At 67.6% G+C, this 25261-nt stretch carries 26 protein-coding genes and 1 pseudogene; 12 read left to right on the top strand and 15 right to left on the bottom strand.

Annotation, left to right across the window (positions count from 1 at the left end):
- Positions 1-61 precede the first annotated feature (61 nt).
- Together ACWDOP_RS23170 and ACWDOP_RS23165 are read right to left on the bottom strand one after the other, a co-directional pair.
- Positions 62-1381 carry a M18 family aminopeptidase gene (locus ACWDOP_RS23170; RefSeq protein WP_454205850.1) on the bottom strand — a complete coding sequence of 440 codons (1320 nt, stop codon included), beginning with the start codon at positions 1379-1381 and terminating at the stop codon, positions 62-64.
- 119 nt (positions 1382-1500) lie between these two features.
- Entirely contained in the window at positions 1501-1938 is a 438-nt protein-coding gene (locus ACWDOP_RS23165) for a MarR family winged helix-turn-helix transcriptional regulator (protein WP_454205852.1), read from the bottom strand.
- Between the two features lie 44 nt (positions 1939-1982).
- Between ACWDOP_RS23165 and ACWDOP_RS23160 the strand changes: the two genes are divergently transcribed.
- Positions 1983-3074 carry a substrate-binding domain-containing protein gene (locus tag ACWDOP_RS23160; RefSeq protein WP_454205854.1) on the top strand — a complete coding sequence of 364 codons (1092 nt, stop codon included), beginning with the start codon at positions 1983-1985 and terminating at the stop codon, positions 3072-3074.
- A 238-nt stretch (positions 3075-3312) separates the two neighbouring features.
- Here the strand turns inward: ACWDOP_RS23160 and purQ are convergent, their stop codons facing one another.
- On the bottom strand, positions 3313-3990 hold the full coding sequence (purQ, locus tag ACWDOP_RS23155) for a phosphoribosylformylglycinamidine synthase subunit PurQ (protein ID WP_454205856.1): 678 nt from the start codon (positions 3988-3990) through the stop codon (positions 3313-3315).
- Positions 3987-4220 carry a phosphoribosylformylglycinamidine synthase subunit PurS gene (gene purS / locus ACWDOP_RS23150; RefSeq protein ID WP_354985861.1) on the bottom strand — a complete coding sequence of 78 codons (234 nt, stop codon included), beginning with the start codon at positions 4218-4220 and terminating at the stop codon, positions 3987-3989. The genes purQ and purS overlap by 4 nt, the downstream gene beginning before the upstream one ends.
- Before the next feature lie 377 nt (positions 4221-4597).
- Here purS and ACWDOP_RS23145 point away from each other — a divergent pair, with 377 nt between their 5' ends.
- The gene (locus ACWDOP_RS23145; protein ID WP_454205857.1) at positions 4598-5242 is read left to right on the top strand and encodes an MBL fold metallo-hydrolase; all 645 of its coding nucleotides are present in this window, start codon (positions 4598-4600) and stop codon (positions 5240-5242) included.
- A gap of 120 nt (positions 5243-5362) precedes the next feature.
- Here ACWDOP_RS23145 and ACWDOP_RS23140 read toward each other — a convergent pair whose 3' ends face one another.
- From ACWDOP_RS23140 to ACWDOP_RS23130, 3 genes are all read right to left on the bottom strand, one after another.
- Positions 5363-6895 carry a hypothetical protein gene (locus ACWDOP_RS23140; RefSeq protein ID WP_456346730.1) on the bottom strand — a complete coding sequence of 511 codons (1533 nt, stop codon included), beginning with the start codon at positions 6893-6895 and terminating at the stop codon, positions 5363-5365.
- Positions 6895-7521: a hypothetical protein gene (locus ACWDOP_RS23135; RefSeq protein WP_456346729.1), complete on the bottom strand. Its 627-nt coding sequence runs from the start codon at positions 7519-7521 to the stop codon at positions 6895-6897. Before ACWDOP_RS23135 ends, ACWDOP_RS23140 begins: the two co-directional genes overlap by 1 nt.
- A gap of 113 nt (positions 7522-7634) precedes the next feature.
- A complete protein-coding gene (locus ACWDOP_RS23130) occupies positions 7635-8024 on the bottom strand; it encodes a hypothetical protein (RefSeq protein ID WP_456346728.1) in 390 nt (129 codons plus the stop codon).
- A gap of 432 nt (positions 8025-8456) precedes the next feature.
- On the opposite strand from ACWDOP_RS23130, the pseudogene ACWDOP_RS23125 reads away from it, so the two are divergent.
- The 7 genes and pseudogenes from ACWDOP_RS23125 to ACWDOP_RS23095 form a co-directional block, all read left to right on the top strand.
- Positions 8457-8609 (top strand): annotated as a pseudogene (locus tag ACWDOP_RS23125) (helix-turn-helix domain-containing protein); the annotation flags it as partial.
- A gap of 16 nt (positions 8610-8625) precedes the next feature.
- On the top strand, positions 8626-9330 hold the full coding sequence (locus ACWDOP_RS23120; protein WP_456346727.1) for a DUF5753 domain-containing protein: 705 nt from the start codon (positions 8626-8628) through the stop codon (positions 9328-9330).
- Positions 9327-9530 carry a DUF397 domain-containing protein gene (locus ACWDOP_RS23115; protein ID WP_456346740.1) on the top strand — a complete coding sequence of 68 codons (204 nt, stop codon included), beginning with the start codon at positions 9327-9329 and terminating at the stop codon, positions 9528-9530. Before ACWDOP_RS23120 ends, ACWDOP_RS23115 begins: the two co-directional genes overlap by 4 nt.
- A gap of 12 nt (positions 9531-9542) precedes the next feature.
- Positions 9543-9752 (top strand): DUF397 domain-containing protein, encoded by a 210-nt coding sequence (locus tag ACWDOP_RS23110; protein ID WP_456346726.1) that lies wholly within the window; start codon positions 9543-9545, stop codon positions 9750-9752.
- Positions 9753-9765: 13 nt separating this feature from the next.
- A complete protein-coding gene (locus ACWDOP_RS23105; RefSeq protein ID WP_456346725.1) occupies positions 9766-9975 on the top strand; it encodes a DUF397 domain-containing protein in 210 nt (69 codons plus the stop codon).
- A gap of 147 nt (positions 9976-10122) precedes the next feature.
- Positions 10123-10614, top strand: coding sequence for an N-acetyltransferase family protein (locus tag ACWDOP_RS23100; protein WP_456346724.1), 492 nt, complete (start codon positions 10123-10125; stop codon positions 10612-10614).
- A 290-nt stretch (positions 10615-10904) separates the two neighbouring features.
- Positions 10905-11720, top strand: a complete 816-nt coding sequence (locus ACWDOP_RS23095; protein WP_456346723.1) for a DUF6881 domain-containing protein — start codon at positions 10905-10907, stop codon at positions 11718-11720.
- A 147-nt stretch (positions 11721-11867) separates the two neighbouring features.
- On the opposite strand, the gene ACWDOP_RS23090 is transcribed toward ACWDOP_RS23095, so the two are convergent.
- Positions 11868-13232 carry a M20/M25/M40 family metallo-hydrolase gene (locus tag ACWDOP_RS23090; RefSeq protein ID WP_456346722.1) on the bottom strand — a complete coding sequence of 455 codons (1365 nt, stop codon included), beginning with the start codon at positions 13230-13232 and terminating at the stop codon, positions 11868-11870.
- Positions 13233-13311: 79 nt separating this feature from the next.
- A complete protein-coding gene (locus ACWDOP_RS23085; RefSeq protein ID WP_456346721.1) occupies positions 13312-14292 on the bottom strand; it encodes a glutaminase in 981 nt (326 codons plus the stop codon).
- 64 nt (positions 14293-14356) lie between these two features.
- On the opposite strand from ACWDOP_RS23085, the gene ACWDOP_RS23080 reads away from it, so the two are divergent.
- A complete protein-coding gene (locus ACWDOP_RS23080; RefSeq protein WP_456346720.1) occupies positions 14357-15904 on the top strand; it encodes a glutamate decarboxylase in 1548 nt (515 codons plus the stop codon).
- A gap of 236 nt (positions 15905-16140) precedes the next feature.
- Here the strand turns inward: ACWDOP_RS23080 and ACWDOP_RS23075 are convergent, their stop codons facing one another.
- A complete protein-coding gene (locus tag ACWDOP_RS23075) occupies positions 16141-18336 on the bottom strand; it encodes a S9 family peptidase (protein WP_456346719.1) in 2196 nt (731 codons plus the stop codon).
- 108 nt (positions 18337-18444) lie between these two features.
- On the opposite strand from ACWDOP_RS23075, the gene ACWDOP_RS23070 reads away from it, so the two are divergent.
- Positions 18445-19482, top strand: a complete 1038-nt coding sequence (locus tag ACWDOP_RS23070; RefSeq protein ID WP_456346718.1) for a DUF2330 domain-containing protein — start codon at positions 18445-18447, stop codon at positions 19480-19482.
- Between the two features lie 327 nt (positions 19483-19809).
- A complete protein-coding gene (locus tag ACWDOP_RS23065) occupies positions 19810-20025 on the top strand; it encodes a DUF397 domain-containing protein (RefSeq protein WP_379008694.1) in 216 nt (71 codons plus the stop codon).
- Between the two features lie 96 nt (positions 20026-20121).
- Here ACWDOP_RS23065 and ACWDOP_RS23060 read toward each other — a convergent pair whose 3' ends face one another.
- From ACWDOP_RS23060 to ACWDOP_RS23040, 5 genes are all read right to left on the bottom strand, one after another.
- Entirely contained in the window at positions 20122-21081 is a 960-nt protein-coding gene (locus ACWDOP_RS23060; protein WP_456346717.1) for an alpha/beta hydrolase, read from the bottom strand.
- Between the two features lie 132 nt (positions 21082-21213).
- Positions 21214-21648 (bottom strand): HIT family protein, encoded by a 435-nt coding sequence (locus ACWDOP_RS23055; protein ID WP_454205881.1) that lies wholly within the window; start codon positions 21646-21648, stop codon positions 21214-21216.
- Positions 21649-21777: 129 nt separating this feature from the next.
- Positions 21778-23196 carry an adenylosuccinate lyase gene (purB, locus tag ACWDOP_RS23050; protein WP_456346716.1) on the bottom strand — a complete coding sequence of 473 codons (1419 nt, stop codon included), beginning with the start codon at positions 23194-23196 and terminating at the stop codon, positions 21778-21780.
- Positions 23197-23232: 36 nt separating this feature from the next.
- Complete coding sequence (locus ACWDOP_RS23045; protein ID WP_454205885.1) at positions 23233-23838, bottom strand: TetR/AcrR family transcriptional regulator; 606 nt, start codon at positions 23836-23838, stop codon at positions 23233-23235.
- A 91-nt stretch (positions 23839-23929) separates the two neighbouring features.
- On the bottom strand, positions 23930-25099 hold the full coding sequence (locus tag ACWDOP_RS23040; RefSeq protein ID WP_456346715.1) for a pyridoxal phosphate-dependent aminotransferase: 1170 nt from the start codon (positions 25097-25099) through the stop codon (positions 23930-23932).
- Positions 25100-25261 lie beyond the last annotated feature (162 nt).

Below are 25261 nucleotides of genomic sequence, written 5' to 3'. Positions count from 1 at the left end.
CCGCTGCGGCCCACCCGAATCAGGGTGGGCCGCAGTGCTGTTCGTCCCCGGCGATCCCGGACTACTTCACAGCCTCCGGGGTGAGGAACGCCGCCAGCGCCGCGGCGTAGGCGGGCACGTCGGCCGCGCCCATCATCTCCCGCGCGGAGTGCATCGCCAGCTGGGCCGCGCCCACGTCGACGGTGGGCATGCCGGTGCGGGCCGCGGTCATGGGTCCGATGGTGGACCCGCAGGGCAGATCCGCGCGGTGCACGTAGCGCTGCAACGGCACCTCGGCCTGTGCGCAGGCCAGGGCGAACGCGCCCGCGCCCTCGGCGTCGGTGGCGTAGCGCAGGTTCTGGTTCACCTTGAGCACCGGTCCCCCGTTCACCTCGATGCGGTGCATGGGTTCGTGCCGGTCCGGATAGTTGGGGTGGGTCGCGTGCGCCATGTCGCCGGAGGCGCAGACCGATCCGGCGATGGCGGCCAGGTATTCCGCGCGCCCGCCGCCGCGGGTGAGCACGATGCGCTCGAGCACCGTGGGCAGCAGCCCGGACTGCGCGCCGCGATCGGACTGGCTGCCGACCTCCTCGTGGTCGAACATGGCCAGCACCGGAACCGCGGCGCCGGGCTGGTCGACGGCGGCGAGGAAGGCGCGCAACCCGGCGTAGCAGGTGCCCTGGTTGTCCAGGCGCGGCGCGCTGACCAGATCCAGATCCCGGCCGATGAGCTTGGACGGCACCAGATCGTGGGTCATGAGCTCCCAGCCGAGCACCGCGCTCGCGTCGATGCCCGACCGTTCGGCGATGAAGGCCAGGAACGAGCGCGGTTCACCGCCGATCCCCCAGACGGCGTTGACGTGCCGCTGCGGGTCCAGGGTGACCCCGCGCCGGTCCTCGGACAGGTGGATGGCCAGCTGCGGAACCCGCATGATGGGCTCGTCGATGCGAATGAGCCGCTCGCGCACCGCGTTTCCGTCGCGAATGGACAGCCTGCCGGATATACCGAGGTCGCGGTCGAGCCAGGAGTTGAGCCAGGCCCCGCCGTACGGTTCGAGGCCGACCATCTGCCAGCCCGCGACGGCGGTGTCGGGGTGCTGCTTGACCCGCAGGTTGGGGCTGTCGGTGTGGGCGCCCACGACGCGGAAGGGCGTGGCCTGTCCGCTGCGGAATCCGCTGGGCGCGCCCGCGCCCCCGTCGGCCCAGGCCACCAGGGAACCGCTGCGCACCACGTAGAAGCGGCCCGAGCTGGTGGAGGGCCAGGGCGCCGATTCCGAGAGCTGGGTGAAGCCGTGATCGTCGAGTTCGGCGGCGACGGTGCGGCATACATGAAACGGCGACGGCGAGGCATCGATGAATTCGCACAGTCCGGCGGCGGTCGCGGTGGTCTCGGCAACTGGCATGCCTGCGATCCTAAGCATTATCGGTTCAGTTTCCGCCCACGGTCGGGTAATCGACACGCCCACGCGGTGTGGCGAACGGATTCGGCTGGGAATTACCGCATTTCGCGGAGCCGGTTTCGCTAGAGCGGTTGCGAGACCTCGGCGACCCGTTCCAACAGGCGCACGAGTTCGAGGTAGTCGTCGCCACCGAGGTGTCTGCGCAGCGCGCTTTCGGCGTGCTCCTCCTCCACGCGCACCTCCTCGACCAGTTCCACGCCGCGCCGGCTCAGGCCGATGAGTATGCGGCGGCGGTCGTCGGCGGCGGCGACGCGGAAGATGAGCCCGCGCTCGGCGAGATGGTCGGCGTGCCGGGTGGCCGAGGACGGCGGAAGTTGCGTGCGAGCGGCCAGTTCGCTCATGGTGATGCCGGTGTCACTCGAGAGGTTGGTCAGCATGCACCATTGGTCGGCGGTGAGCCGCCTGGCACACAGTGCGGCGTCGAGGTGACGAAGCCAACTGCGCTCCGCTGCACGCAGCGTGCCGTGCAGTGTGGAAATGCCACCTAGAATTGTCGCCATAATTCCCGCCCGTCAAATTCACTGAACGAGGGGAAGGGTATCCGATGACCTCGTTCCGCGGGAGCCCCGAGAACTGTATCGAGATCCTGAACATAGTGCCGCAGCAGGGACCCGGAGGTATCTTCGCGCCCTCGTGCGAGGCGGCCATTTCCCTGGCCGTGCAAGAAATCAACAGTGGGGCAGGAATTCTCGGCCGGGAATTGCGTGCCACGCACATCGACGGCGGCCGCGAACCGGCCGAAGTGGCGCTCGAGGTTTCCGCGCTGCTGGCGACCGGAATGGTGCACGCGGTGACGGGCTGGCACACCTCGGCGGTGCGCCGGGCGGTGGCCCGGGTGACGGCCGGGCGGGTGCCGTATCTGTTCGCCACCGATCACGAGGGTGTCGACGGTGTTCCGCCGCCGGGGCTGTTCATGGTCGGTTCCGATCCCGGCCGGCAGATTCTGCCCGCGCTGCGCTGGCTGCGGCGGGAGCTGGGCGCGCGGCGCTGGGCGATCATCGGCAACGACTACGTGTGGCCGCGGCGCACGGCCGACGCGGTGCGCGCGGAATTGGGCGAGCGCGGGGCCGCGGCGCTGGAGCGCACGGTGCCGCTGGAGATGTTCGTGCCGCTGGGCACCCGCGATTTCGCGGATTTCCTGAGCGATCCGCTGCTGGATCGGGTGGACGGGGTGATCGTGCTGCTGGTCGGCGCGGACGTGGCGCGCTTCAATCGGCAGTTCGCGCGGACCGGGCGCGATGCCCGGCTGCTGCGGGTGAGTCCCGCCGTGGACGACAACGTGCTGCTCGCGGGGGGCGTGCACGCCAATCGGGATCTGTACGTGCCGTCGAGTTTCTTCGTCGACGGGCCGGGCGGGCGGGAGCGGCTGGCCGGATACCGGCGGCTGCACGGGGAGTTCGCGCCCGCGCTCACCAACTTCAGCAACACCGAGTACGAGGCCGTCCGGACCCTGCACGCCATGGTGACGGCGGCCGGTTCGCTCGACGTCCGGCGGCTGCACGCGGCGGTCGAGGGGGCGGTGCTCGAAACCCCTTCCGGGCGTATTGGTTTCGATGGAAATCAAGTGGTGCTGCCGGGGTATATCGCGCGCGCGGAGGGTGTGCGCTTCGAGATTCTCGACCGAATCTGCGCCTGAGCGGGTTCGGTATTGCGGGGTGCGAGATTCGCCGGACGCCGTTCGGAAATGGTGGTTCGGAACGAAACCGGCGTTCCCGGGAATCTATGTCCGAATTATCCGTTTGGCCCCGAAAACGGTGTCTGTACAAAAGAACCCGTTATGTTGCACCGGATGGCGAAGAGCCCGTATCGGCGGGCGATACGGGCTCTTCGAAGTATTCGGCCGAGCAATGGGCGTCGCGCGGACGCCCGGGCGACTACGCCTTGACGAGCGCGTCCAGCACCGAGAGGAACATGCCGAGACCGTCGTCGGACGGACCGGTCAGCGCCTCGGTGGAATGCTCGGGATGCGGCATCAGGCCGACGATCCGGCCGTTGGCCGAGCTGATGCCCGCGATGGCGCGCTGCGAACCGTTCGGGTTGTCGCTGGAGTAGCGGAACACGACGCGACCTTCGCCCTCGAGCTCGTCGAGCACGGCCGGGGACGCCTGGTAGCGGCCCTCACCGGACTTCAGCGGGATCAGGATCTGCGCGCCCGGCTCGTAGCGGGAGGTCCACGCGGTGTCCGCGGATTCCACGGTCAGCCATTCGTCGCGGCAGATGAAGTGCAGGCCCTCGTTGCGGGTGAGCACGCCCGGCAGCAGGCCGGCCTCGCACAGGATCTGGAAGCCGTTGCAGATGCCCAGGACCGGCAGGCCCTGTCCGGCGGCCTTGATGACCTCTTCCATGACCGGCGCGAACCGGGCGATGGCGCCGGTGCGCAGGTAGTCGCCGTAGGAGAAGCCGCCGGGCACGATGACCGCGTCGACGCCCTTGAGGTCGGCATCGCCGTGCCAGAGGCTGACGGCCTCGGCCCCGGCGAGCTTGACCGCGCGGGCGGCGTCGACGTCGTCCAGGGTGCCCGGGAAGGTGATGACACCGATGCGAGCGGTCACAGCCGGACGACCTTCCAGTCCTCGATGACGGTGTTGGCGAGCAGCGATTCGGCGATCTGCTCGAGCTCGGAGTCGCTCACATCGTCGGCGACGTCGAGTTCGAATCGCTTGCCCTGCCGCACTTCCGAGATTCCGGGGTGTCCCAGGCGCCCCAGCGCGCCGACAATCGCCTGACCCTGCGGATCCAGGATCTCGGCCTTCGGCATCACCTCGACCACGACACGTGCCACGCGTTGCTCCTCAGCTGGTGGGGCGGGCCCGGACGCAGTGCTGAGCACCGGGCGACCGAGCGGGGGTTTCGCTGACCAGGGTAGTTGGCGCGGGCTGAGCGCTCACCGCCGGGTGGACCGCACGTGGTGCGCGCCACAGCGGGCGGGCATAGCGCATCTCGGGAGGGCGGCGCGGGCGGGTTCCGATGCACGTGCAGCACGGTATGGCCACCGATCGTGCCGGTGCCGTTGCCCGGTCGGCGGCGGTACCGCCGCCGGTGCGCCGAACGGTCGCCGGGGTGCGACCCGGCCGCTCACCCGCCCGATAGCGGCGGCAAGGCGCGGACCGAGTCGCGTTGCGTGGCGCGGGCGGTCCGGGGCGGACTACCGTTTCAGCTATGCGCATTGCCCATTTCGGACACTCTTGCATTCTGGTGGAGCTGAACGGCGCGAAGATCCTGTTCGATCCCGGCAATCTCTCGCACGGGTTCGAGGGGATCACGGGGCTGGACGCCATCGCGGTCACGCATCAGCATCCCGATCACATCGACCCGGCCCGGATCGAGGCGCTGATCGACGCCAATCCCCAGGCCCGCTTGCTCTCGGATCCGCAGACCGCGCAGCAGCGCGGGGAGCCGTGGGAGGCCGTGCACGCGGGGAACGTGCTGAAGGTCGGCGAGGTACAGGTCACCGGCGGCGGTGGCCGGCACGCGGTGATCCACCCGGAGATCCCGGTCATCGACAACACGGTGTTCCAGCTGGGGACGCCCGACGATCCGGCGCAGCTGGTGCATCCGGGCGATTCGCTGTGGGTGCCCCCGGTGCCGGTGGGCGTACTGGCGATTCCGGCCGCCGCGCCGTGGATGCGGATCAGCGAGGCGGTGGATTACCTGCGCGCGGTGAACCCGCGGACGGCGTTCCCGATCCACTACGGGATCATCGAGCCGGCCGCCCAGGGGATCTACATGGGCCGGCTCAACGAGATGGGCCCCGCCGGAACGGAATTCAAGCTGCTCGAGCCCGAGGATCACACGGAGTTCTGATATGTGACGCCGGTGGCCGGTTCCGCCGGCCCGAGCCACCGGATAGACCTCACGGTCCTGCACCTGGCCGTGCCGGTGGCGTCCGCGACGCCGAGCCGCCGGGAGCGGTTCGGCGGGCCGTCAGGGCCGGCGGGCGAGGATGGCGCCGAGACTGTCGATGCGGAAGGCGCCGTCGGTGACGACCACGGCGGTGCCGGTGAAGCGGCGGCCGCCGAGGGTCGCGGTCAGGAAGTCGCGGACCGGGGACGGTTGGATGGCAACGGAATTCAGCACGTCGGCGGGGACCTCGAGGGTGCCGTCGAAGCGGCGGTCCTGGGCGGTGATGCCGGGCTGCTGTGGGAGTTGGCGGAGGCCGTCCACCGTGTGCAGGATCAGGGTGAGGCGGACATCGTTGCCGAAGTCCAGGTGCAAGGGCGTGGGAGTTAGTGCCGGATCGAAGGATTCGATCGTCGCGGTCCAGCCGGGGCCCGCACCCGCGTAATCGTAGGGCGAGTTCGGGACGGTCGGATCGACGCTGCGGTCGTCGGGGGTGTTCGCCAGGGGCCTGCCGCCGAGGGGTTGATCGGTGGGCACGAAAGTCCAGGCAGGCTCGGTGAGGGTCTTCGTCCAATAGCCGGTTCGGCCGCTGTCCCGGCCCTCGACGCGGAGTTCGCGAGCGTCGGAACCGATCCCGGTCTTGTGGACGGAGATACGGCTGGTGATCTCACCGGGAATCTTGGGCTGACGGACCCAATCGGGGGCGGGGAGCTGGATCGCGGCGGTGCCGGAATCGATACGCTCGCTGAGCATGTCGGGGGCCTCCGGGCGGCCGCGCTGATCCTCGTACGAGTAGCGGAAGAAGACCGTGTCGGCGCCGGAGATGTCGAAATCGTAGAGGCGGGTGTAGAGGTCGCCGTGTTCGTTCAGCACCAGGGACGTGGAGCCGCTGGTCGACAGCGCCACCGCGCGGAACTTTCCGCCCGCGGGCAGGCCCACCTCGTAGCTGTGGTCCACCGGGAGCCAGGGATCCACGTACCGCATGCGGGTGCCGCCGTCGGTGAGCGCGAAGACGTGCGAGACCTTCGCCCCGCCGACCGGGTGGTCGTTGCCTGCGGTGTCGCGCCACACGTGATCCTCGTTCGGGGACAGCACCGACCAGCTCCAGTCGATGGTGCCGGGCGGCAGGGTGTTTCCGGGGCCCGTCCACAGCGGGGTGCCGTAGCGACTGCTCCAGTTCCAGTCCTTCGGGGCGCTGAGAATGTGGTCGAGGTTGTAGAGGCGACCGGCGCGGTCGACGGCGAGTAACTCGTCGTCGTCCGCGGAGACGCCGGTCAGGTTGCCCGCCAGGCACTCCGGCAGCGGCACGGCCCGCCAGCCGCCGCTCGCGGCGGCCTCCTTCACGAAGAGCCCGCCGTCGCGAGTGATGAAAGACCAACGGCGATTGAAGGTTTCGGTGGCGGTGCGGAAGTGAATCCGATCGGGCAGCGACACGGCGGCGGGCGCGAACGCCTCGAGTCCGGCCGTGCTCTCGTCGGCTCCGAGTTCGGGTGTGCCCACGGTGCCGATCAGCGTGCACGTCCCCGGGTCGGCGACCGCGCCGGAATGCACGGTGAGCCCGGTGAATACGAGACCGGCGACGGCGACGAGCACGCCGCGTCTGGCAGCGCGATGCATTACAGCCACCCCAGGCTTCCGAAGATGACGATGGCGAGCGCGTCGATCCCGAGGATCGTGCCCACCGCGATGGCCTTGCCCCGCACCGTGGGCAGGTCGTGCACGAAGAAACAGGCCGCGAAGAAGGGCACGTAGCCGATCAGGAAGATGAGGAACGGGAAGCTCGGCTGCCACCAGTTCCAATCCCAGGTGAGCACGCCCATCCTGTTCAACACGACCTCCACGCCGACGGCCGCCGCCGAGTTGATCGCGATGAGCACCGGCCGGTTCGGCAGCCCGAATATCCGAGTCTCCTTGGCCGGCAGCATCTTCGCCGCCGCGACGCCCATGATCGCGAACATGAAGCAGATCTCGATATTGAGCCCGATCAGGAGCTGATAGGCCGTGGGACCGGACGCTCCCCACACCGGCGCGCGACCGGTGGCGTGGAAGACGAGCGAGTTCCAGATCTCGTTGAACAGGTCCATCCCCCACAGCGCGAGGCCCGCGAACAGCACGTTCCAGTTCCGCCGCTCGACCTCGGTCGCGTAGATGTACACGACGATCAACAGCAGCGGGATGACGTACCACTTGAATTGGCCGCTGTCCCGCACCAGTTCGAGTGCCGTCCGCGCATCCTCGGTCACGGTCCACCTCGTCTTTCTCATGACCGTCGAAACTCGGGCCAGGATGTTACAAATCGACACGGTATGTCAATACGTAACTGCGATCCGGGTCACCGAGCCCGACACCACCCACCTCAGCACTCTCCGCTTCCCCACCGCTCGGCGCGGCCGTCCGGCCGCAACCGCCCCGCCGCGGCCAGCGCCCAGTAGGCGGCACGCTTCCGCGCACAGTCCCCCATCTGACATTCCCGATGCAGCCGCATGACGTCGTGCGCCTGCGCCACGGTGAGTTCGGCCTCCGGGCCGGAGTGCGACCACGCCGACAGCCACATACCCGCCTGCCCGCCACCCCGGCCGGCCCGCGCCTCCGCGGCCAGCCGCCGCCCGAGCTCGGCGACGGTGATGGAGTTCCGACCGCCGTAATGCGCTGCGCCACAGCTGTCCCCACCCGTCAACAGGTATCCACAGGTGATCAGCGCTACCGCGAAAAACACGGTTGCCCCCGCGAACGCGAAGCCGCTCATTCCCCATCCTCCCCGCTCACGCGACGCAACCTGGGCACGAGTAGATCGAAATACCTTTTGGCCGCGCATGTTTCGCAGTCGCAGCCCGCATGGGACTGCTGACCGCGAACTGCCACATCGAGATTCATGACCGGATAGTCCGGCGGATCATGTCGGAGAACCACGGTTCCTCCCCAGGTAGGCGTGTATTGATCTCCCGTCGACGTCGGACTCGGAATTGATCCGAAACCCCGGAACCACAGGCGCATTGACCGCGCCTGACTACCGGTCGAGATTCACCGTCCGTGTCGGGCCCACCCAGTAAACTTCCAATATCCAGGGGATGAAACTGTAAAATCAGACGAATCACCCAGCAACTACCGAACTTCCATAGCAGATGCTTCCAAATTGGGTACTTCCAAAATTCAGCCCTTCCGATAGCGAGGCTAAACAATGGCTGGATCAACACTCGCGAGCCGAGCACTTGGACGATTGCTGGCACAGCACAGAAGGCGGGCGGGCCTGACCGTCTACGCCGCCGCCCAGGTGGTGGAGACATCGCAACAGACCATGACGCGACTCGAAGAAGGGCTGAAGTCCAAAGTTCCCCAGCTGTGGATCAATGCTCTCGCGAACGCCTATCAGGTCGGTGACGGAGATCGACAAGTTCTGGTCGGTCTGGCGCAGGAACTCGCAGCAGTTCAGAAGAATTGGTGGCGCGCGTACGCCGACGAGATGGAACCACGTTTCGATCACTACGTCAGCCTGGAGGAGGCAGCGCACGGTCTTGCCGTCTGGCGAACCACCGTCATGCCGGGAATGCTCCAAACACCCGTACCGCCGAGCCGTCGCGTGGATCGAATATCCCGATATGCCCGCCGCGCAGGTGGAAAGGAGAGTGGAACTGGCGGTCCGCCGGCAATCCCGTCTCGAGGATCAGGCATTCAAGCTGGACGTAGTGCTGTCGGAGTTCGTCTTCCGAGATCAGATCGGCGGCCCGAGCGTGATGGCCGGTCAGCTCCGCCATCTCGCCGCCGTTGCCCAACGCCCCAACGTCTCGGTGCGCATGGTCCCGTTCGACGCACCGGGACATCTCGGTTCGATCGTGGGTTCTTTTGTCCTGCTGGATTTTCCGAAAAACGCCGCGTTCGGGACGACCGAACCTCCGGTAGCATTCATAGAGGAGTACACGGGCGTTCTCTTCCTGGAGCGAGACTCCGAAGTGAAGCGCTATCGCGATGCCTTCGCGGAGATTTCCCGTGTAGCTCTCGATCAAGACACAACCGGGCAACTGGCATTGTCACTAGCCGAGGAGTACGGACGATGAAAATCCTCGAAACCGCGTGGTTCAAGTCGAGCTACAGCCGATCCGGCGGCGACTGCGTCGAAGCCGCCCACCTGAGCGGCGGCAGGGTAGCCGTCCGCGACTCGAAGCTCGGCGAAGACAGCCCTGCGTTCGTCTTCGAACCCGAAGCCTGGGAAGCCTTCACCGCCGCTATCCGAGCAGGAAGATTCGACCGCCCCTGAGGAGCGCATCGCATGACAACCTCGGCCTTCGACCCCAAATGGTTCAAGTCGAGCCACAGCCAGTCGGGCGGCGACTGCGTAGAAGCGGCGCACCTCGACGGCGGCACAGTCGCCGTGCGCGACTCGAAACTCGGCATGGCCGGCCCAGTCCTCTTCTTTGCCCCCGAAGCCTGGGATGTCTTCACGACTTCGGTGCGAGCCGGACAGTTCGACCCAACCTAAGGTGCACCTCGCGATGACCCACCTGTCCCCCATCGAATGGTTCAAGAGCAGTTACAGCAGCAGTTCGGGAGGCGAGTGCTTGGAAGTCGCCCATGTCAGCGGCGGCGGGGTCGCCGTGCGCGACTCGAAACTCGACAAGGACAGCCCCGTCCTCACTTTCGAACCTGCGGCCTGGGACGCCTTCACCACCTCGGTGCGCGCCGGAAGGTTCGACCGGCCCTAGCCGCCGCGCAGCCTGACCGATCCCAGCTCCCGCAGGTCGAGAGCGGGCGAGTGGAAGGGCGCGCGGCTATGGAGTCGCCATGATCACCGTCGAACTGCCGGACAGGGGCGAGATGCGGGTACCGGCGGGAAGTGTGACCATCGCGGAATGACCGACCATGACGTCTCCGGCGAAACCATCAGGCGCGCAACCACACACGACCTGCGCCGGGTGCTCGACGACCACGAGCGCTACTGGGGCGACCGCGACCTGCGCGCCCAGCACCTCACGATCCTGGTCCACGAGTTCCCGGAAACCTGCCTGGTCGCCGTGTGCGACAGGGGCATTCACGGCTACATCCTGGGCTTCGTCACTCCGGCACGAGTGGCCTACACCCACCTGATCGCCGCCCGCGACGACGCACGCGGCACCGGCCTCGGTCGCCGCCTCTATGCTGCTTTCGCCACGGCCGCAGCTGATCTGGGCGCCCAAAGCCTCAAGGCGATCACTTCCCCGGCCAACGAGGGCTCGATCGCCTTCCACCGCTCCCTCGGCTTCGACGCCCACCGCGTGGAGGACTACAGCGGCCCAGGCCGATCCCGCATCATCTTCACCAGAAGCCTCACCGGCTCCGACCTATCCACATTCATCCCCAGGTAATCCACCGCCGGTGCACAACTAACCGAGCCAGACTCGAAATCTACTGTCCCCCGGCGCGATCCATTCCGCGCCTGGGGACCGCTGTGGATAGGTTCGGCAAGGCTTTCACACCGTTCGATTCCTGATAGCCCGGCGGGCCGCGAGAAAACACCTTCGGTGCAAGGCGGAGCCGGCCGAGTACGCGTCCTGCACGCTCCATCCTCGCACTGCCGACCACCACGGTGATTCAGCCGCTACTCGCGTCTCGATAGCGGAATCGATGTGGACCGCAGAGGCATACGATCCACACCATGTGCAGTCCGGAGCCTGAGCAAGTTCTCCTCCACGACCTCATTTCCGAGATCTCCGGGCAGGCCCCCAGCGGCTGGACCACGATGACTCTGACCTGCTCAGCGGCCGGGAAGAGCCTGCTGTGCACCGTCGAGTTCGACGACGCCGGGCACGTGGATATCTACCCGTACGACGCGGTCATGAAGTTGCGCGATCACATGTACCAGCCGCGACGAGGCACCTGGTTCACCATGACGCTCACCTCGACATCATCCGGCGAAATCAGCACATCCTTCGACGAGGACGAAGACGAACCACCACTGGCGGTATGGCTCGGCCCATCCTTGGAAGAGGATCTCGCGCGCTACCCGCGCGACGAAGTGCCGGTGTGGGTTCGGGATCTGCTCGCAAGCATGCGTGAAAGGTCAGCACGTGCCCAGACGCGCGGTCCGCTGGCAGCTGCCGGCTCGATCCCACCGCAGGGTTTCGCGAGACTCGATCACGCCACCGCAGCCGCGGCCGCTTCGTTCGAACCGCTCGAAGCGGGAATGCGCTACTCGAAGACCACGTACCTCGAACCGTCCGTCGACCAGCCTGCCGTTGTATTTCGAGAGCTCCTCGAGGACGGTCACGAATACCGAAAGATCGAGCACTACGCGGACGGCCGACTCGGATTGGCCGGCGGGTTCGTCGAGACCGAGTTCACCTGGCTGGACGAGGAACCCATCCCGTCCATCAGATCCTTGAACTCGGTTCCGCGCCTGCACGCTGTGGAAATTGCTCCGGTAGATTTCCAGAACGCATGGCTGGCTGCCGGTGGTTGGTTGGACCACTGAAACCCGTTGCTTTACTGAATATTCCGGGCCCGGAACCTACAGCCGAAGCTCATCTGCTCGCACTCAACCACAAGTCCTTCGCCCTGCGGGAAACCGGCACCGCGCGATGGGAGTGCCGGGATCTCCACGGGCGGAATCGTCGAATCCTCAGGTGTAGGACGCCAAGAACAGCGCCACCGACAACGCCAGATTCTCGATCTCCGACGGATCCACGCTTTCGTTGGGAGCGTGGATCAGGGCCTTCGGCTCCTCCACGCCCAGGAGCATGATCTCCGCCTCGGGATAGGTGGCGGCGAAGACGTTGCAGAGCGGGATCGAACCGCCCTGGCCCTGGGTCGTCGACGGGCGGGCGTAGGCGGACTGCAGGGCCGACTCCAGGGCCGTGCGGGCGGGGCCGCCGGCGGCCGAGCGGAACGGGGCGCCGGTCGCCTCGGGGGTGATCGTCAGCTTGGCGTGCCAGGGGACGTTCGATTCCAGGTGGGCGGTCAGGGCTTTCAGGGCCGCCTCCGGATCCGTGCCGGGCGGGATGCGCAGGTTGATGCGGGCCGCGGCCTTCGCCTGGACCGCGGCGGCGGAGCCCACCACGGGCGGGACGTCCATGCCCAGGACGGTCAGGGCGGGGCGGGCCCAGAGCATGTCGGAGACCGTGCCCGAGCCTACGACGTCGACGCCGTCGAGAATGCCTGCGTCCGAACGGAACTGGGCGTCCGGGTACTGCACACCATCCCACTGCTGATCGTTGGTCAGGCCCGCGACGGTCGTGTTGCCGTCGGCGTCGCGCAGGGTCGACAGCAGGTGGATCAGGGCGGACAGAGCATCGGGGGCCGCGCCGCCGAACATCCCGGAGTGCATGGAGCTCGCCAGGGTTTCGACGGTGAGCACGAGATTGACGTTGCCGCGCAGGGTTTCGGTGAGGGTGGGCACGCCCACCGCGAAATTGCCGCAGTCGCAGATCAACAGGGCGTCCGCGCGCAACAGGTCGGCGTTGTCCGGCACGAACTCCTCCAGGCCGCCGGTGCCCTGCTCCTCCGAACCCTCCGACACCACGATCAACCCGACCGGGTAGGCGTCGCCGTCCACCGCGCGCAGGGCGCGCAGCGCGGTCAGCAGCATCACGATATTGCCCTTGCAGTCCGCGCTGCCCCGGCCGTACCAGCGGCCGTCCCGCTCGGTCAGCTCCCAGACCGGCGTCTCCCAGGCGGCCTCGTCGACCGGCGGCTGCACGTCGTAGTGGCAGTACAGCAGCACGGTGGGCGCACCGGCGGGCGCGGGGTACCGGGCGATGACGGCCTTACTGCCGTCGGGGGTTTCGTGCAGCCCCACATCGGTGAGCCCCTCGGCCGCGAAGGCGTCCGCGACCCACTGTGCGGCCCGTTCGCACTCCGCCACGGGGAACTGCCGCTCGTCGTACACCGACCGGAACGACACGAGTTCGGTCAGATCGCTTTTCGCCCGCGGCATCGCGCCGGCGGTGGCCGCGCGCAGGGCGGCGGTGCGGGAATCGTCGGTCATCCCGGCATTTTCGATCATTTCCGCCTCGCCCGCCGCATCGCACCACCCGGCGTGTGTCCCGCACCCATCTCGACCGGCCTCAGCACACCGACAGCTTGGCCGCCGTCGCGAACTCCCGCAGCGCGATCCCCCCGGTCACGGAGTTGCCCTTCGCGTCGAGCCCGGGCCCCCACACCGCGACCGAACACACGTCCGGAACCACCGCCAGGATCCCGCCGCTCACCCCACTCGTACAGGGCATCCCCACCTCGTACGCGAATTCCCCTGCCGCGTCATAGGTTCCACAAGTCGCCATGAGCGCGGTGATATGCCGGGCGTCTTCGGTATCGAGCAGCCTGCCGCCATCCGCGCGCACCCCGTGTCGCGCGATGAGCAATCCCGCCTTCGCCAATTCGGTACAGGTGATATCGAACGAGCACTGCCGGAAATAGTGGTCCAGCGACTGATCCACCCGGCACCGCATATTGCCGAAACTGGCCATGAGGTAGCCCAGGGCCCGATTGCGATCCCCGGCGCCCAGTTCGGACGCGGCGATCCAGCCGTCCACCTCGAGCACCGGGTTCCCGGTCTCCGTGCGCAATAGATCCCGAAGTGCCGCAACACCATCGCCGGTATCCGCTAGCAATTGATCGGCTACCACAATCGCACCGGCGTCGATGTACGGATTGCGCGGCACCCCGAGCGTCAGCTCCAGCTCGACCAGGTCGTTGAACGGCACATCCGACGGCTCCCGGCGCACCCGTCTCCAGATGCCGGAGCCCTTGCGCGCGAGGACCAGCGCCAGCGCGAAAACCTTGGAAATACTTTCAATAGCGAAGGGAACATCATGGTCACCGGCGCTGTACACCTCGCCGTCGACTGTCGCCACACTGATCGCGAACTGTTCGGGATCAACTGCGGCCAAACCCGGAATATAGTCCGCGACCGCGCCCTCGCCGATGTGTGGCGAAGCCACCGAGAGCACCTGTTCTATGACATTCTCATAGTCCATAGCGCTGAATAGTAATCGTTCAGCAACCATCACTTCCCGCGAAACGAAACAATCCACAACGCGTTTCACACGTGGCGACGCCACCGCACACGTCAAGCAAGCCAGCAGTTTCCGCAGCAAACTGGAGGGTTGAATGACCGGCAAGCTGGAGCCAGACGACCTTTTCGCCATGCCCGGCCTGGGCCGGTCCGCTCCCAAAGCAGGTTTCCCGGACCGCGAAATGCTCGCCCAGGTCGCCTACGAGGTCGTGCACGGCGAACTCGCACTGGACGGCGTCGCGCGCATGAACCTGGCGACCTTCTGCACCACCTGGGTCGACGATCAGGCCAGACGACTGATGAACGAGTCCCTCGACAAGAACATCGTCGACAAGGACGAGTACCCGCAGACCGCGGAGCTCGAGAAACGCTGCGTGCGCATGATCGCCGACCTGTGGAACGCGCCGGATCCGGCGACCACCCTGGGCACCTCCACCACCGGTTCCAGCGAGGCCGCCATGCTCGGCGGACTGGCGGCCAAACACCGCTGGCGCAAGCGCGGCGGCACCGGCACCCCCAATTTCGTCTGCGGCCCGGTCCAGGTCTGCTGGGAGAAATTCGCCCGCTACTTCGACGTCGAGATCCGCCAGATCCCGCTGCGCGGCGACCGGCTGACCATGCATCCGGACGACGTGGCCGCGTACTGCGACGAGAACACCATCATGGTCGTGCCCACCTTCGGGCAGACCTTCACCGGACTCTTCGAGGATGTCGCCGGAATCAGTAAGGCCCTGGACGCCCTGGAGAAGAAGACCGGACTGGATATTCCGATACACGTGGACGCGGCCAGCGGCGGGTTCCTCGCCCCGTTCTGCGCGCCCGAGGTGGTATGGGACTTCCGGTTGCCCCGGGTGCGGTCCATCAACGCCTCCGGGCACAAGACCGGGCTGGCTCCGCTCGGTGCGGGCTGGGCGATGTGGCGTACGCCGTCGGATCTGCCCAAGGAACTCATCTTCGAGGTGAACTACCTCGGCGGCAGCATGGCCACGTTCAACCTGAACTTCTCGCGGCCCGGCGGCCAGGTGATCACCCAGTACTACGAGTTCATCCGGCTCGGCCGCACCGGCTACACCCGGCTGCAGAGCGCGATCTACCGTGTCGCACAGCATCTCGCCGCCGGACTCGATCGGATAGGCCCGTTCGAGATCGTCCACGACGGCGATCCACGGCGCGGCATCACCGCGGTGTGCTGGCGGCTGCGCGGCGACCAGGTCTTCAACCTGTACGACCTGTCCGACCGGCTACGCGCCCGCGGCTGGCTCATCGCCGCCTATCCACTGCCCGCCGACCGCGGCGACGAGACCGTCATGCGCGCGGTAATCCGGCACGGCTTCACCCTGGACATGGCGGATCTGCTGCTCGCCGACGTGGCCCGCTGCCTCACCCAGCTCCGGGCCCACCCCATGGTGACCTCGCTGACCAGCGCGGAAGCGGGCGGCTTCACGCACAGCGCGCACGCCGCCGTCCCCATCCAGCCGACCCCTGCGCTGCACGTGCTGGCCAAGTCGGCACCGCCGACGGCTCCGGCGGGCAGGGCGAAAACCGGTGCGGCCGAGCCGAAGACCTCGCGGGCGAACACCAAGACGACCACGTCGAAGCCGAGCGCGAAGCCGAAAACACCCAAGGGCAAGGCCAAGTCGTGAGCGGTGGCCGCCGAACTCGGCGGCGTGTCGGAAAAACAGGCCGGCTGCCTGCGCGCCTGGATCAACGGGCGGTCGGTGCAGCGAAAGCGCTGGGCCCCAGCGCCGATCGTTCACATCCGGAGGGCATTCGGCGATAACCGTCTGCACCGGGATTCGGGACCCTGCCGAATCCCGGTAAAGCGGAAGGGGTTCGCGGAGATGATCCGCGAACCCCTTCTCGCCGTCCGGAATCGGGATCAGCTCGCGGCGGGCTCACCGCCGGCAGGCTCGACTTCGCCCAGACCGACCGTGTCGAGCACCCACGCCCACTCGAAGGCGATTTCCTTCCACTGCTCGTACCGGCCACTGGGCCCGCCGTGCCCGGAGGTCATGTCCGTCTTGAGCAGCAGCTGCGAATCACCGGTCTTGGTGGCCCGCAACGCCGACACCCATTTGGCGGGTTCCACGTACAGCACGCGGGTGTCGTTCAGCCCGGTCATGGCCAGAATCGCCGGGTAGTCCTTGGCCTCGACGTTCTCGTACGGCGAGTAGGACTTCATGTAGGCGTAGACCTCCTTGTCGTCCAAGGGATTTCCCCACTCCTCCCACTCGGCCGCGGTGAGCGGCAGCGAGTCGTCGAGCATGGAGGTCAGCGGATCCACGAACGGCACGTTCGTGAGAATGCCCTTGAACAGCTCCGGCGCGAGATTGGCGACCGCGCCCATGAGCAGCCCGCCCGCGCTGCCGCCGTCGGCGATCAGCCGGTCCGGTGCGGTGAGCCCGGAATCGATCACATGCCGTGCGCAGGTGACGAAGTCGGTGAAGGTGTTCTTCTTGGTGAGCATCTTGCCGTTGTCGTACCAGAGCCGGCCCATCTCACCGCCGCCGCGCACGTGCGCCACCGCGAACACCATGCCGCGATCGAGCAGCGAGAGCCGCGCCACCGACAGGTACGGGTCGATGCTGGACTCGTAGGAGCCATACCCGTAGAGCAGCAACGGTTTCGGGCCCGCCGGAGCGTCCTTGCGCTGCACGATCGAGATCGGCACCCGGGCGCCGTCCGCCGCGACCGCCCACTCCCGGCGCTGCTCGTACTCGGCCGGATCGTAGTGGCCGAGCACCTTCTGCTCCTTGCGCAGGATCAGCTCGCCGGTGCCGGGCACGTAGTCGAAGACCTGGGCGGGGGTGATGAAGGACTGCACACCCATCCGCAGCGTCGGGGTCTCCCACTCGGAATTGACGCTCAGCCCCGACGCCGACAGCGCCAGCCCGAAATCGACCTCGGTCAGCTCGCCGAAGCCACCTTCGGAAGTCAACGGCCACACCGCGACTCGCGGCAGCGCCTCGCGCCGGTAGCTCAGCACCAGCTTGTCGGAGAAGGCGTCGACATCCTCGAGGCGCACCTCGTCGCGATGCGGAATCAGGATCGTCTGGTTCTCCGGATCGTCCCACGGCGCGATGGCGAGCAGGAAGTTCTCCGACTTCACCCCGTCCACCACGTCGTTGTGCAGGATCAGCGCCTTGTCCTCGCCGCCGATCACCGCGTGCTCGGCCCCGTAGGTCACGCCCTCGCGGCGCGGCAGCAGGACCCGGAACTCGCCCTCGGGATCGTCGGATTCCAGGATCAGCATCTCGCTGGTGAGCTTGGAGTCGACGCCGATCACCAGGAACTTCTTGGAACGGGTGCTGCCCACCCCCACCCCGAACCGCTTGTCCGGCTCGAAGTACACCTTGACGTCGGCGTCCTTCTCGGTGCCCAGCCGGTGCCGCCACACGCTGTCCGGCCGCCAGGACTCGTCGACGGTCACGTAGAACACGTGCGTGCCGTCCACCGACCAGGTCGCGCCGCCCGCGGTGCCGGGAATCTCGTCGGGCAGGATCTCCCCGGTTCCGAGGTTCTTGAACCGCAGCGTGTACCGCTCGTCGCCCTCGAAGTCGGTGCTGAAGGCCAGCAGATCACCGGCCTGACTGACCGAGTGCGCGCCCAGGGAGAAGTAGTCGTGGCCCTCGGCCAGCTCGTTCAGATCCAGCAGCACCTGCTCACCCGGGATCTCGACACCGACCTCGAGCTGCGGCGGGGTCCAATCATCGGGACCCGCGATCGGGCAGCGGCACGACACCGCGTACTGCTTGCCCTCGAAGGTGCGCGAGTAGTACCAGAACGCGCCCTTGCGCGAGGGCAGCGACAGATCCGTCTCCTGCGTCCGCGCCTTCACCTCGGCGAAGATCTTCTCGCGCAACGGCGCCAGATGCGCGGTCTGCGCGTCGGTGTAGGCGTTCTCGGCCTTCAGGTACTCGATGACCTCGGGATTCTCCTTGTCCCGCAGCCACTCGTACTCGTCGATGAACACGTCGCCGTGGTGTTCGCGCTGGGTCGGGACCCGCTTGGCGATCGGCGCGGTCACCGCCGCGCCGGGAGTCGAGGTCGCGCTGTCGCTGCTGTCCAAAGCCATGGGTCCACGTTAGTGGTGCACCCCCGCCCCCGGCCGCCGACCCGCATCGCCCGCACCCCGGCGTTCGAGCCCAAGCGAACCGCAAGGTCACCTGGCTAAGCTCCCGCCATGCTCTTGCGTAGGACCGCGCGCGCGTTCGCGGTGGCGGCAATGATCGTGACCGCCGGCGGAATCGGTGTGGCCGCACCGGCTTCCGCCTGTGCCTGCGGCGGGGTGGCCGCGCCCGTGGGCGAGAACGCGACGGTGAACAATGAGGTCGCGCTGCTGGGCTGGGACGGCGTCACCGAGACCATCATCATGCGGCTGGCGCTGAACAGCGGCGGGGACGACGCCGCGCTCATCGTGCCGACGCCCACGCCGGCCACCGTGACCGCGGCGGACCCGGAGCTGTTCACCGAACTGCGCGAGCGGACCGCGCCCGAGGTCGTGACGAGGCATCGCTGGTTCACCGACACCGCGGACGGTTCCATGGGCGGCGCGCCCGGCAGCGCCGCGCCCACCGTGCTCGACCGGGTGCAGCTGGGTCCGCTCGAGGCGACCACGCTCACCGGCGGGGACGTCTCCGGCATCCAGACCTGGCTGGACGAACACGGTTACGTCATGAAGGCGGAGGTCGTCGCGACCATGGCCCCGTATCTGGCCGAGGGCTGGTCGTTCGTGGCCATGCGCCTCACCGGCGGCGAGGCGCTGAGCGGCGACCTGGACCCGGTCCGGCTGAGTTTCGCCTCCGATCGGCTCGTCTACCCCATGCGCATGTCGGCCGCCGCCGCGAACACCCAGACCGTGCGGCTCTACGTACTCGGTGAGCACCGGGTGCAGCGCACGGACGCCGATCGCGGAAAGCAGCTGGTAAGCGTCGAATTCGCCGGTCGGATAACCGAATTCGACAGCGCCGGGCTGCAGGAGCTCGCCGCGGGCGGACGCGACTACCTGACCGAGTTGTCGGTCGTGATCCCGAAACCGGCCGAGATCACCTCGGACTTCACGCTCGCCGCCACCGAGGACAAGGACTACCGGCGGGTCGTGCACCGCGTCGAAACGCTCGAATTCCTGGGCTTTCCCGCCGGTTCGGCCGTGCTGGCGGCCGGGCTGCTGGTGACCGTCGGGGTGCTGCTGGTCGTGGTGGTGCGGGTGGCGCGGCGCTGATGCGGTGGCGCTGAATCAGTGACGCAGTTCGCGGTGCTCGTAGAGGTAGAAGACCGCCGCTTTGCGGCGGGCGCACTGATCGGTGGGGCAGGTTCGGTGAATCGCCAATATGCTCTGTGCCATCTCCACCGTGAACCGTTCCGGGACGACATCACAGCTGTCGGAGATGGGGGCAGCGCGCTGGTGTGACCAAGACGTTCGCACCACATACCTCCTTTCGCGGACACAGAATGGGATATCCGATCCGGCAGCTTCGCAAACACTGGCATCATGAGTGCGATCTACATCACCGACCAGTTACCCGCAGCCAGGTAGGGGGCCCCGCAGGTGGAAGCCAAGAACCGCGAGATCGAACCGGACGTCGTATGGCGGCGCAGCGACGATCGCACCGAGGGCGTCGAGATCGCCTTCCTGGCAAGCGGAAACATCGGCCTGCGTGATTCCCGCAATCCGGACGGGCCGGTGCTGATCTTCACCCCGGGCGAGTGGAAAGCCTTCGTGGCCGGGGCCAAGGACGGCGAATTCAACCGTCCCACAGCCTGATTCGGAGCGGATTCGGTTCGGTCCGGGGCTCGATCCGGGCCGGGGCCCGGTTCGGCCTCGGACTCGATTCGGCCCGGTCCGCGACCGCCGGGGGCGTCAGGCCCCCAGCGCGCCGCCGATCGTCGGCCAGGACGCGTGCAGGGTGTCCTGCCAGTACGACCAGGAGTGCGTGCCCACCGGGCTGTAATCCACCCGCGCGGGAATGTTCAGCTGCGCCAGCCGGGACGCGAACGCGCTCACGCACGCGTTCACCCCGACCTCGATGGGCCCGCCGAAGAACAGGTTCTCCGGCAGCTGCGGCTTGATCTCCAGCTCGTGCGGGCCCGGTATCCCGGTGCCGGTGGACAGGAAGATCGTCTTGCCGCGCAGGCGCTCGGCCAGCAGCGCCGGATTGTGCTCGGCCCAGGCCGGATCGCCCGGCGGGCCCCACATGTTGAGCGGATTGCCGCCGCGATTGACGATGGAGAACATGGTCGCGCCCTGCGCGATCGTGGTGTCCGGGCAGGCGCTGTAACCGGCTACGGCGGTGTACATCTCGGGATGGCGCACCGCGAGGGTGAAGGCCGCGTTGCCGCCCATCGAGAGCCCGCCGATGGCGTTCACGCCGTTGCCGTCGAAGTAGCCGTCGATGATCGGCGGAAGTTCCTGTGTCAGAAAGGTTTCCCAGCGGTACCGGCCGAAACGCGGGTCGTCGCTGATCCAGTCGGTGTAGTAGCTGGCCTGCCCGCCCATGGGCAGCACCACGTTGACGTTCTTGCCGCGGAAGAAGGGTTCGGCGTCGGTGGCCTGGGTCCAGGTGGACTGGGTCGCGCCGGGGTCGAGACCGTCGAGCAGGTAGTAACTGCCGCGGGAACCGCCACCGGCCGGATGCAATACCTGCACCTGAATGACCCGGCCCATGGCGGGCGAATCGATGAACAGGGCCGAGCGGGTGGCATTCAGCTCGTCCACCCGGACGACCTGGGCCGCGTTCGCCGTCGGCGGAGAAATGACAGCTGGATTCAGCAAACCGCAGGCAATCGCAAGAATTGCCGCGGCAACAGCTCTTCGACGCATGGCCCCACCTCCATCAGCCCATCACAAGCGCTATCCAACGTAACTCGAGCGATGGGCGTAGCGAGGAATATTCATGATTCCGCGTGTCCCTGGCAAACCGATTGGTTCACATATGGTAATGCGGTCTCGCTATTAAATGTCAGCGTTTCGCTGCAATGCTCCCCGAATGGATCCGGCCAGGTAATCCAGGTCCGCGCGCGGCGGCGAGGTGGGTCGGCCGCGCAATCCGAAACCGTCCCCCGGAGTGCGGGGAATCACGTGCAGGTGGACGTGGAAAACCTCCTGGCCGGCCGTCACACCGTCGGCCAGGAAGAAGTTCACCCCGTCCGCGCCCACCTCGGACGCGCGCAGCGCCGCGGCCAGCTGCTGCCCGACCCGGAACAGCTTGCCGCCGACCTCCGGGTCCAGCTCCGCCAGACTGCGCGCGGGAACCTTCGGAATCACCAGCAGGTGCCCGGGGGTGAAGGGGCGAATATCCATGAACGCCACCACATCCGAGTCCTCGTAGACCTTGCTAGAGGGTGCGCGACCGGCGACGATATCGGCGAAAATCGTGTACGGATCCATGCGGGGAGCGTGCCATACGCGCCGGTCCGGCGGTCGGCCCACCGGTCGCGCGAGACCGCTTCCGGCCCCGGCGAATACGACAGCGGCCCGGCTCCCCCACCGGGGAACCGGGCCGCTCGCGTCTCGTCCCTAGAGGATCGCGCCCGGGGTGTAGCGGGCCGCCTCCGGGTTGTCCGCGACCAGCTTCTCGACCTGGGCGATGACCGCGGCGGTCTGTGCCTCGGCCGCGCCGATGAACGCCGAGCGATCGGCCAGTGCGGCGTCGAGCCCGGCCCGGTCCAGCGGCATGCGGTCGTCGGCGGCCAGGCGATCCAGCAGATCGGGCTCGCGGCCCTGCTCGCGCATGTCCAGGGCCACTGCGACGGCGTGCTCCTTGATGACCTCGTGCGCGGTCTCCCGGCCGACACCGGCGCGCACGGCGGCGATGAGCAGGCGGGTGGTGGCCAGGAACGGCAGGTAGCGCTCGAGCTCGCGGTCGATGACGGCCGGGTAGGCGCCGAACTCGGCCAGGATGGTCAGGAAGGTCTCCATCATGCCGTCGACGGCGAAGAAGGCATCCGGCAGCGCGACGCGGCGCACCACCGAGCAGAACACGTCGCCCTCGTTCCACTGCGCGCCCGCGAGCTCGGCGGCCATCGAGCCGTAGCCGCGCAGGATCACCTGCAGGCCGTTGACGCGCTCGGCGGAGCGGGAATTCATCTTGTGCGGCATGGCCGAGGAACCGACCTGCCCCTTCTGGAAGCCCTCGGTGACGAGCTCGTTGCCGGCCATCAGGCGGATGGTGTGCGCGAAAGACGAAGGGCCCGCGCCGATCTGGACCAGCGCCGAGACCACGTCGTGGTCCAGCGAGCGCGGGTACACCTGGCCGACGCTGGTGAGCACGTTCTTGAAACCGAGGTGGGTGGCGACCTTCTGCTCCAGCTGTGCCAGCTTGGCGGCATCGCCGTCGAACAGGTCCAGCATGTCCTGCGCGGTGCCCATCGGGCCCTTGATGCCGCGCAGCGGATACCGGTCGATGAGCTCCTGGATCCGGGTCAGCGCGATGAGCACCTCGTCGGCCGCCGAGGCGAACCGCTTGCCCAGGGTGGTGGCCTGCGCGGCCACGTTGTGCGAACGACCGGCCATGACCAGCGACTGGTACTGCGCGGCCCGCTCACCCAGCCGGGCGGCGACCGCGACGCCGTGCGCGTACACGTGCTCGAGCGAGAGCCGGATCTGCAGCTGCTCGACGTTCTCGGTGAGGTCGCGCGAGGTCATGCCCTTGTGGACGTGCTCGTGCCCGGCGAGGGCGTTGAACTCCTCGATCCGCGCCTTCACGTCGTGCCGGGTGACGCGCTCGCGGTCGGCGATGGACTTCAGGTCGACCTGGTCGATGACCCGCTCGTAGTCCTCGACTACCCCGGCCGGAACGTCCACGCCCAGTTCGGCCTGGGCGCGCAGCACCTCGAGCCACAGCTTGCGCTCGAGCACGATCTTGTACTCGGGCGACCACAGCTGCACGAGCTGCGGGCTGGCGTATCGGGTGGCGAGAACATTAGGCACGGTCACGTTGTGCCAGTTTACGGGCTCGCCGCCGACCGGTTGCTAGGCGGGCGGGGCGACGATGTCGATCACTTCCAGTAGCGCGCCGCGGGCCATGCGGCGGGGCTGGGGGTCGGGCTCGCCGAGAGCTGTGACGACGGCTCCGTCCACCACCGCCACGAGTCTGCGGGTTTGCTCCGGGCGGACCAGACGGTCGGAGCGGCGCAGGACATCGGCGAGTAGCTCGTCGAGCTGGGCGCGTAGTCGGAACTGGACCTCGCGTAGCTCGGGGTGCCGGGCCGAGGCCACGGTGCGTTCGTAGCGGGCGATCAGCTGGCCGCGGGCATCGTCGTCGTTGTGCTCCGGACCAACCAATAGGTCCAGTACCAGATCGACCGTGGCTTCCGCGCCGCGCCTGCGATGGGTCACCTCACCGACCCGGCGGCGCATGGCCTCCAATTCGGCATTGCCGGAGAATTCGACCGCGCGCGCGATCAAGTCCTCCAGGGACTCGAAGTAGTAGGTGGTCGAAGCCAGCGGCAACTCCGCCCGCGTCGCTACCGAGCGGTGCCGCACCGCCTCGAAGCCGCCCTCGAGTAGTAGCTCGGCGGCGGCACATACCAACGCTTGGCGACGCTTCTCGCCTTTCGGAGTCGTCGCAGTGGTCACGGTGCAATCGTGCCAGTCATCATCGGTTCATCTGTGCCGAATCTGTGCGATCTGTGGTGATTCCAATTCCCTGGGCGATTCGACTGGGGAATCAGGCGAGATACCGTTCCAACCGGTCCAGCGCTTCCTCGATATCGGCACTCGCGCCCGCGAACGAGAACCGCACGGTGTGAGACCCATTGACAGTGTCGAAGTCGATTCCCGGCGCCAGCGCCACCCCGGTCGCGTCCAGCACCTCGGTGCACCAGCGCATCGAATCATCGGTCAGGTGCGCGATATCGGCGTACGCGTAGAAGGCGCCGTCGGCCGGGGCGAGATCGGTGATGCCGAGTTTCGGCAGTCCCGACAGCAGCAACTGGCGATTCGCCGCGTAGCGCGCGACATGGCCGTCCAGTTCAGCCTTCGCCTCCGCGCCGAACGCGTGCACCGCCGCGTACTGGGAGATAGCGGGCGGGCACACCGTCATGTTCGACGCCAGCCGCTGCAACGCCGGGCGCAGACCCGCGGGCACCAGCATCCAGCCCAGCCGCCAGCCGGTCATGGAGAAGTACTTCGAGACCGAGCCGATGACAATGGATTCGCGCGAGGTCTCCCACGCCGAGGACGTCGGCTCCGCGCCCGGCGACTCGGTGTCGTACACGATGCCGTGATAGATCTCGTCGGAGATGAGCAGCGTGCCGTGCTCGTCGCACCAGCGGGCCAGTGCGACGAGTTCATCGGGATCGATCATGGTGCCGGTCGGATTCGCCGGGCTCGCCACGATCAGGCCCGCCGGCGGCTCGGGCAGCGCCTCGAGCATGGCGACGGTCGGCTGGAACCGGGTCTCCGGACCGCAATCGAGCTCCACCACCCGGCAACCCAGCGCGGTGAGGGTGTTGCGGTAGGCCGGATAGCCGGGCCGGGCCACCACCACGGTGTCGCCCAGATCGAAGGCCGCCAGGAAGATCAGGGTGAACGCGCCCGAGGAACCGGTGGTCACCACGACGTCGTCGGCGTCCACCTCGATGCCGTAGACACGCCGATGGTGATCGGCGATCGCCTCGCGCAACGCCAGGATGCCGAAAGTCTCGGTGTAACCGAGCAACTCGGCGTCCATGGCCGCTTTCGTGGCCCGCAGGACCGGTCGCGGCGCGGGCGTCGACGGCTGCCCGGCGGCCAATACCAGCACATCTCCGTGTGTACGCGCCCGTTCAGCTGCTGCCTTCCAGACATCCATGACGTAAAAAGGTGGGATGGCCGACCGCCGAGATTCGATACGCACCCGACAGACGGTAGAGCACTCGCTCTCCCCACTGTCCGGTAATAGGCGTGTGAATGGCTGAGGAGGGACGCGTGCCGGGGGGAGCGGCCACCGAGGAAGACTCGGCGGCAGCCCACCCGTTCGCCTACACCGAGGCCGAGCACCCCACCTCGACGCCCGAGT

The organism is Nocardia sp. NPDC003693, assembly GCF_053981095.1.
This window is presented reverse-complemented; position numbering and strand designations above follow the sequence as displayed.

Excerpts from the sequence above, each read along its gene's own strand:
- ACWDOP_RS23170 (WP_454205850.1), bottom strand. The coding sequence starts at position 1,381 with ATGCCAGTTGCCGAGACCACCGCGACCGCCGCCGGACTGTGCGAATTC.
- ACWDOP_RS23165 (WP_454205852.1), bottom strand. The coding sequence starts at position 1,938 with ATGGCGACAATTCTAGGTGGCATTTCCACACTGCACGGCACGCTGCGT.
- ACWDOP_RS23160 (WP_454205854.1), top strand. The coding sequence starts at position 1,983 with ATGACCTCGTTCCGCGGGAGCCCCGAGAACTGTATCGAGATCCTGAAC.
- ACWDOP_RS23145 (WP_454205857.1), top strand. The coding sequence starts at position 4,598 with ATGCGCATTGCCCATTTCGGACACTCTTGCATTCTGGTGGAGCTGAAC.
- ACWDOP_RS23140 (WP_456346730.1), bottom strand. The coding sequence starts at position 6,895 with ATGCATCGCGCTGCCAGACGCGGCGTGCTCGTCGCCGTCGCCGGTCTC.
- ACWDOP_RS23130 (WP_456346728.1), bottom strand. The coding sequence starts at position 8,024 with ATGAGCGGCTTCGCGTTCGCGGGGGCAACCGTGTTTTTCGCGGTAGCG.
- ACWDOP_RS23120 (WP_456346727.1), top strand. The coding sequence starts at position 8,626 with ATGCTCTCGCGAACGCCTATCAGGTCGGTGACGGAGATCGACAAGTTC.
- ACWDOP_RS23115 (WP_456346740.1), top strand. The coding sequence starts at position 9,327 with ATGAAAATCCTCGAAACCGCGTGGTTCAAGTCGAGCTACAGCCGATCC.
- ACWDOP_RS23110 (WP_456346726.1), top strand. The coding sequence starts at position 9,543 with ATGACAACCTCGGCCTTCGACCCCAAATGGTTCAAGTCGAGCCACAGC.
- ACWDOP_RS23105 (WP_456346725.1), top strand. The coding sequence starts at position 9,766 with ATGACCCACCTGTCCCCCATCGAATGGTTCAAGAGCAGTTACAGCAGC.
- ACWDOP_RS23100 (WP_456346724.1), top strand. The coding sequence starts at position 10,123 with ATGACCGACCATGACGTCTCCGGCGAAACCATCAGGCGCGCAACCACA.
- ACWDOP_RS23095 (WP_456346723.1), top strand. The coding sequence starts at position 10,905 with ATGTGCAGTCCGGAGCCTGAGCAAGTTCTCCTCCACGACCTCATTTCC.
- ACWDOP_RS23090 (WP_456346722.1), bottom strand. The coding sequence starts at position 13,232 with ATGACCGACGATTCCCGCACCGCCGCCCTGCGCGCGGCCACCGCCGGC.
- ACWDOP_RS23080 (WP_456346720.1), top strand. The coding sequence starts at position 14,357 with ATGACCGGCAAGCTGGAGCCAGACGACCTTTTCGCCATGCCCGGCCTG.
- ACWDOP_RS23075 (WP_456346719.1), bottom strand. The coding sequence starts at position 18,336 with ATGGCTTTGGACAGCAGCGACAGCGCGACCTCGACTCCCGGCGCGGCG.
- ACWDOP_RS23070 (WP_456346718.1), top strand. The coding sequence starts at position 18,445 with ATGCTCTTGCGTAGGACCGCGCGCGCGTTCGCGGTGGCGGCAATGATC.
- ACWDOP_RS23060 (WP_456346717.1), bottom strand. The coding sequence starts at position 21,081 with ATGCGTCGAAGAGCTGTTGCCGCGGCAATTCTTGCGATTGCCTGCGGT.
- ACWDOP_RS23055 (WP_454205881.1), bottom strand. The coding sequence starts at position 21,648 with ATGGATCCGTACACGATTTTCGCCGATATCGTCGCCGGTCGCGCACCC.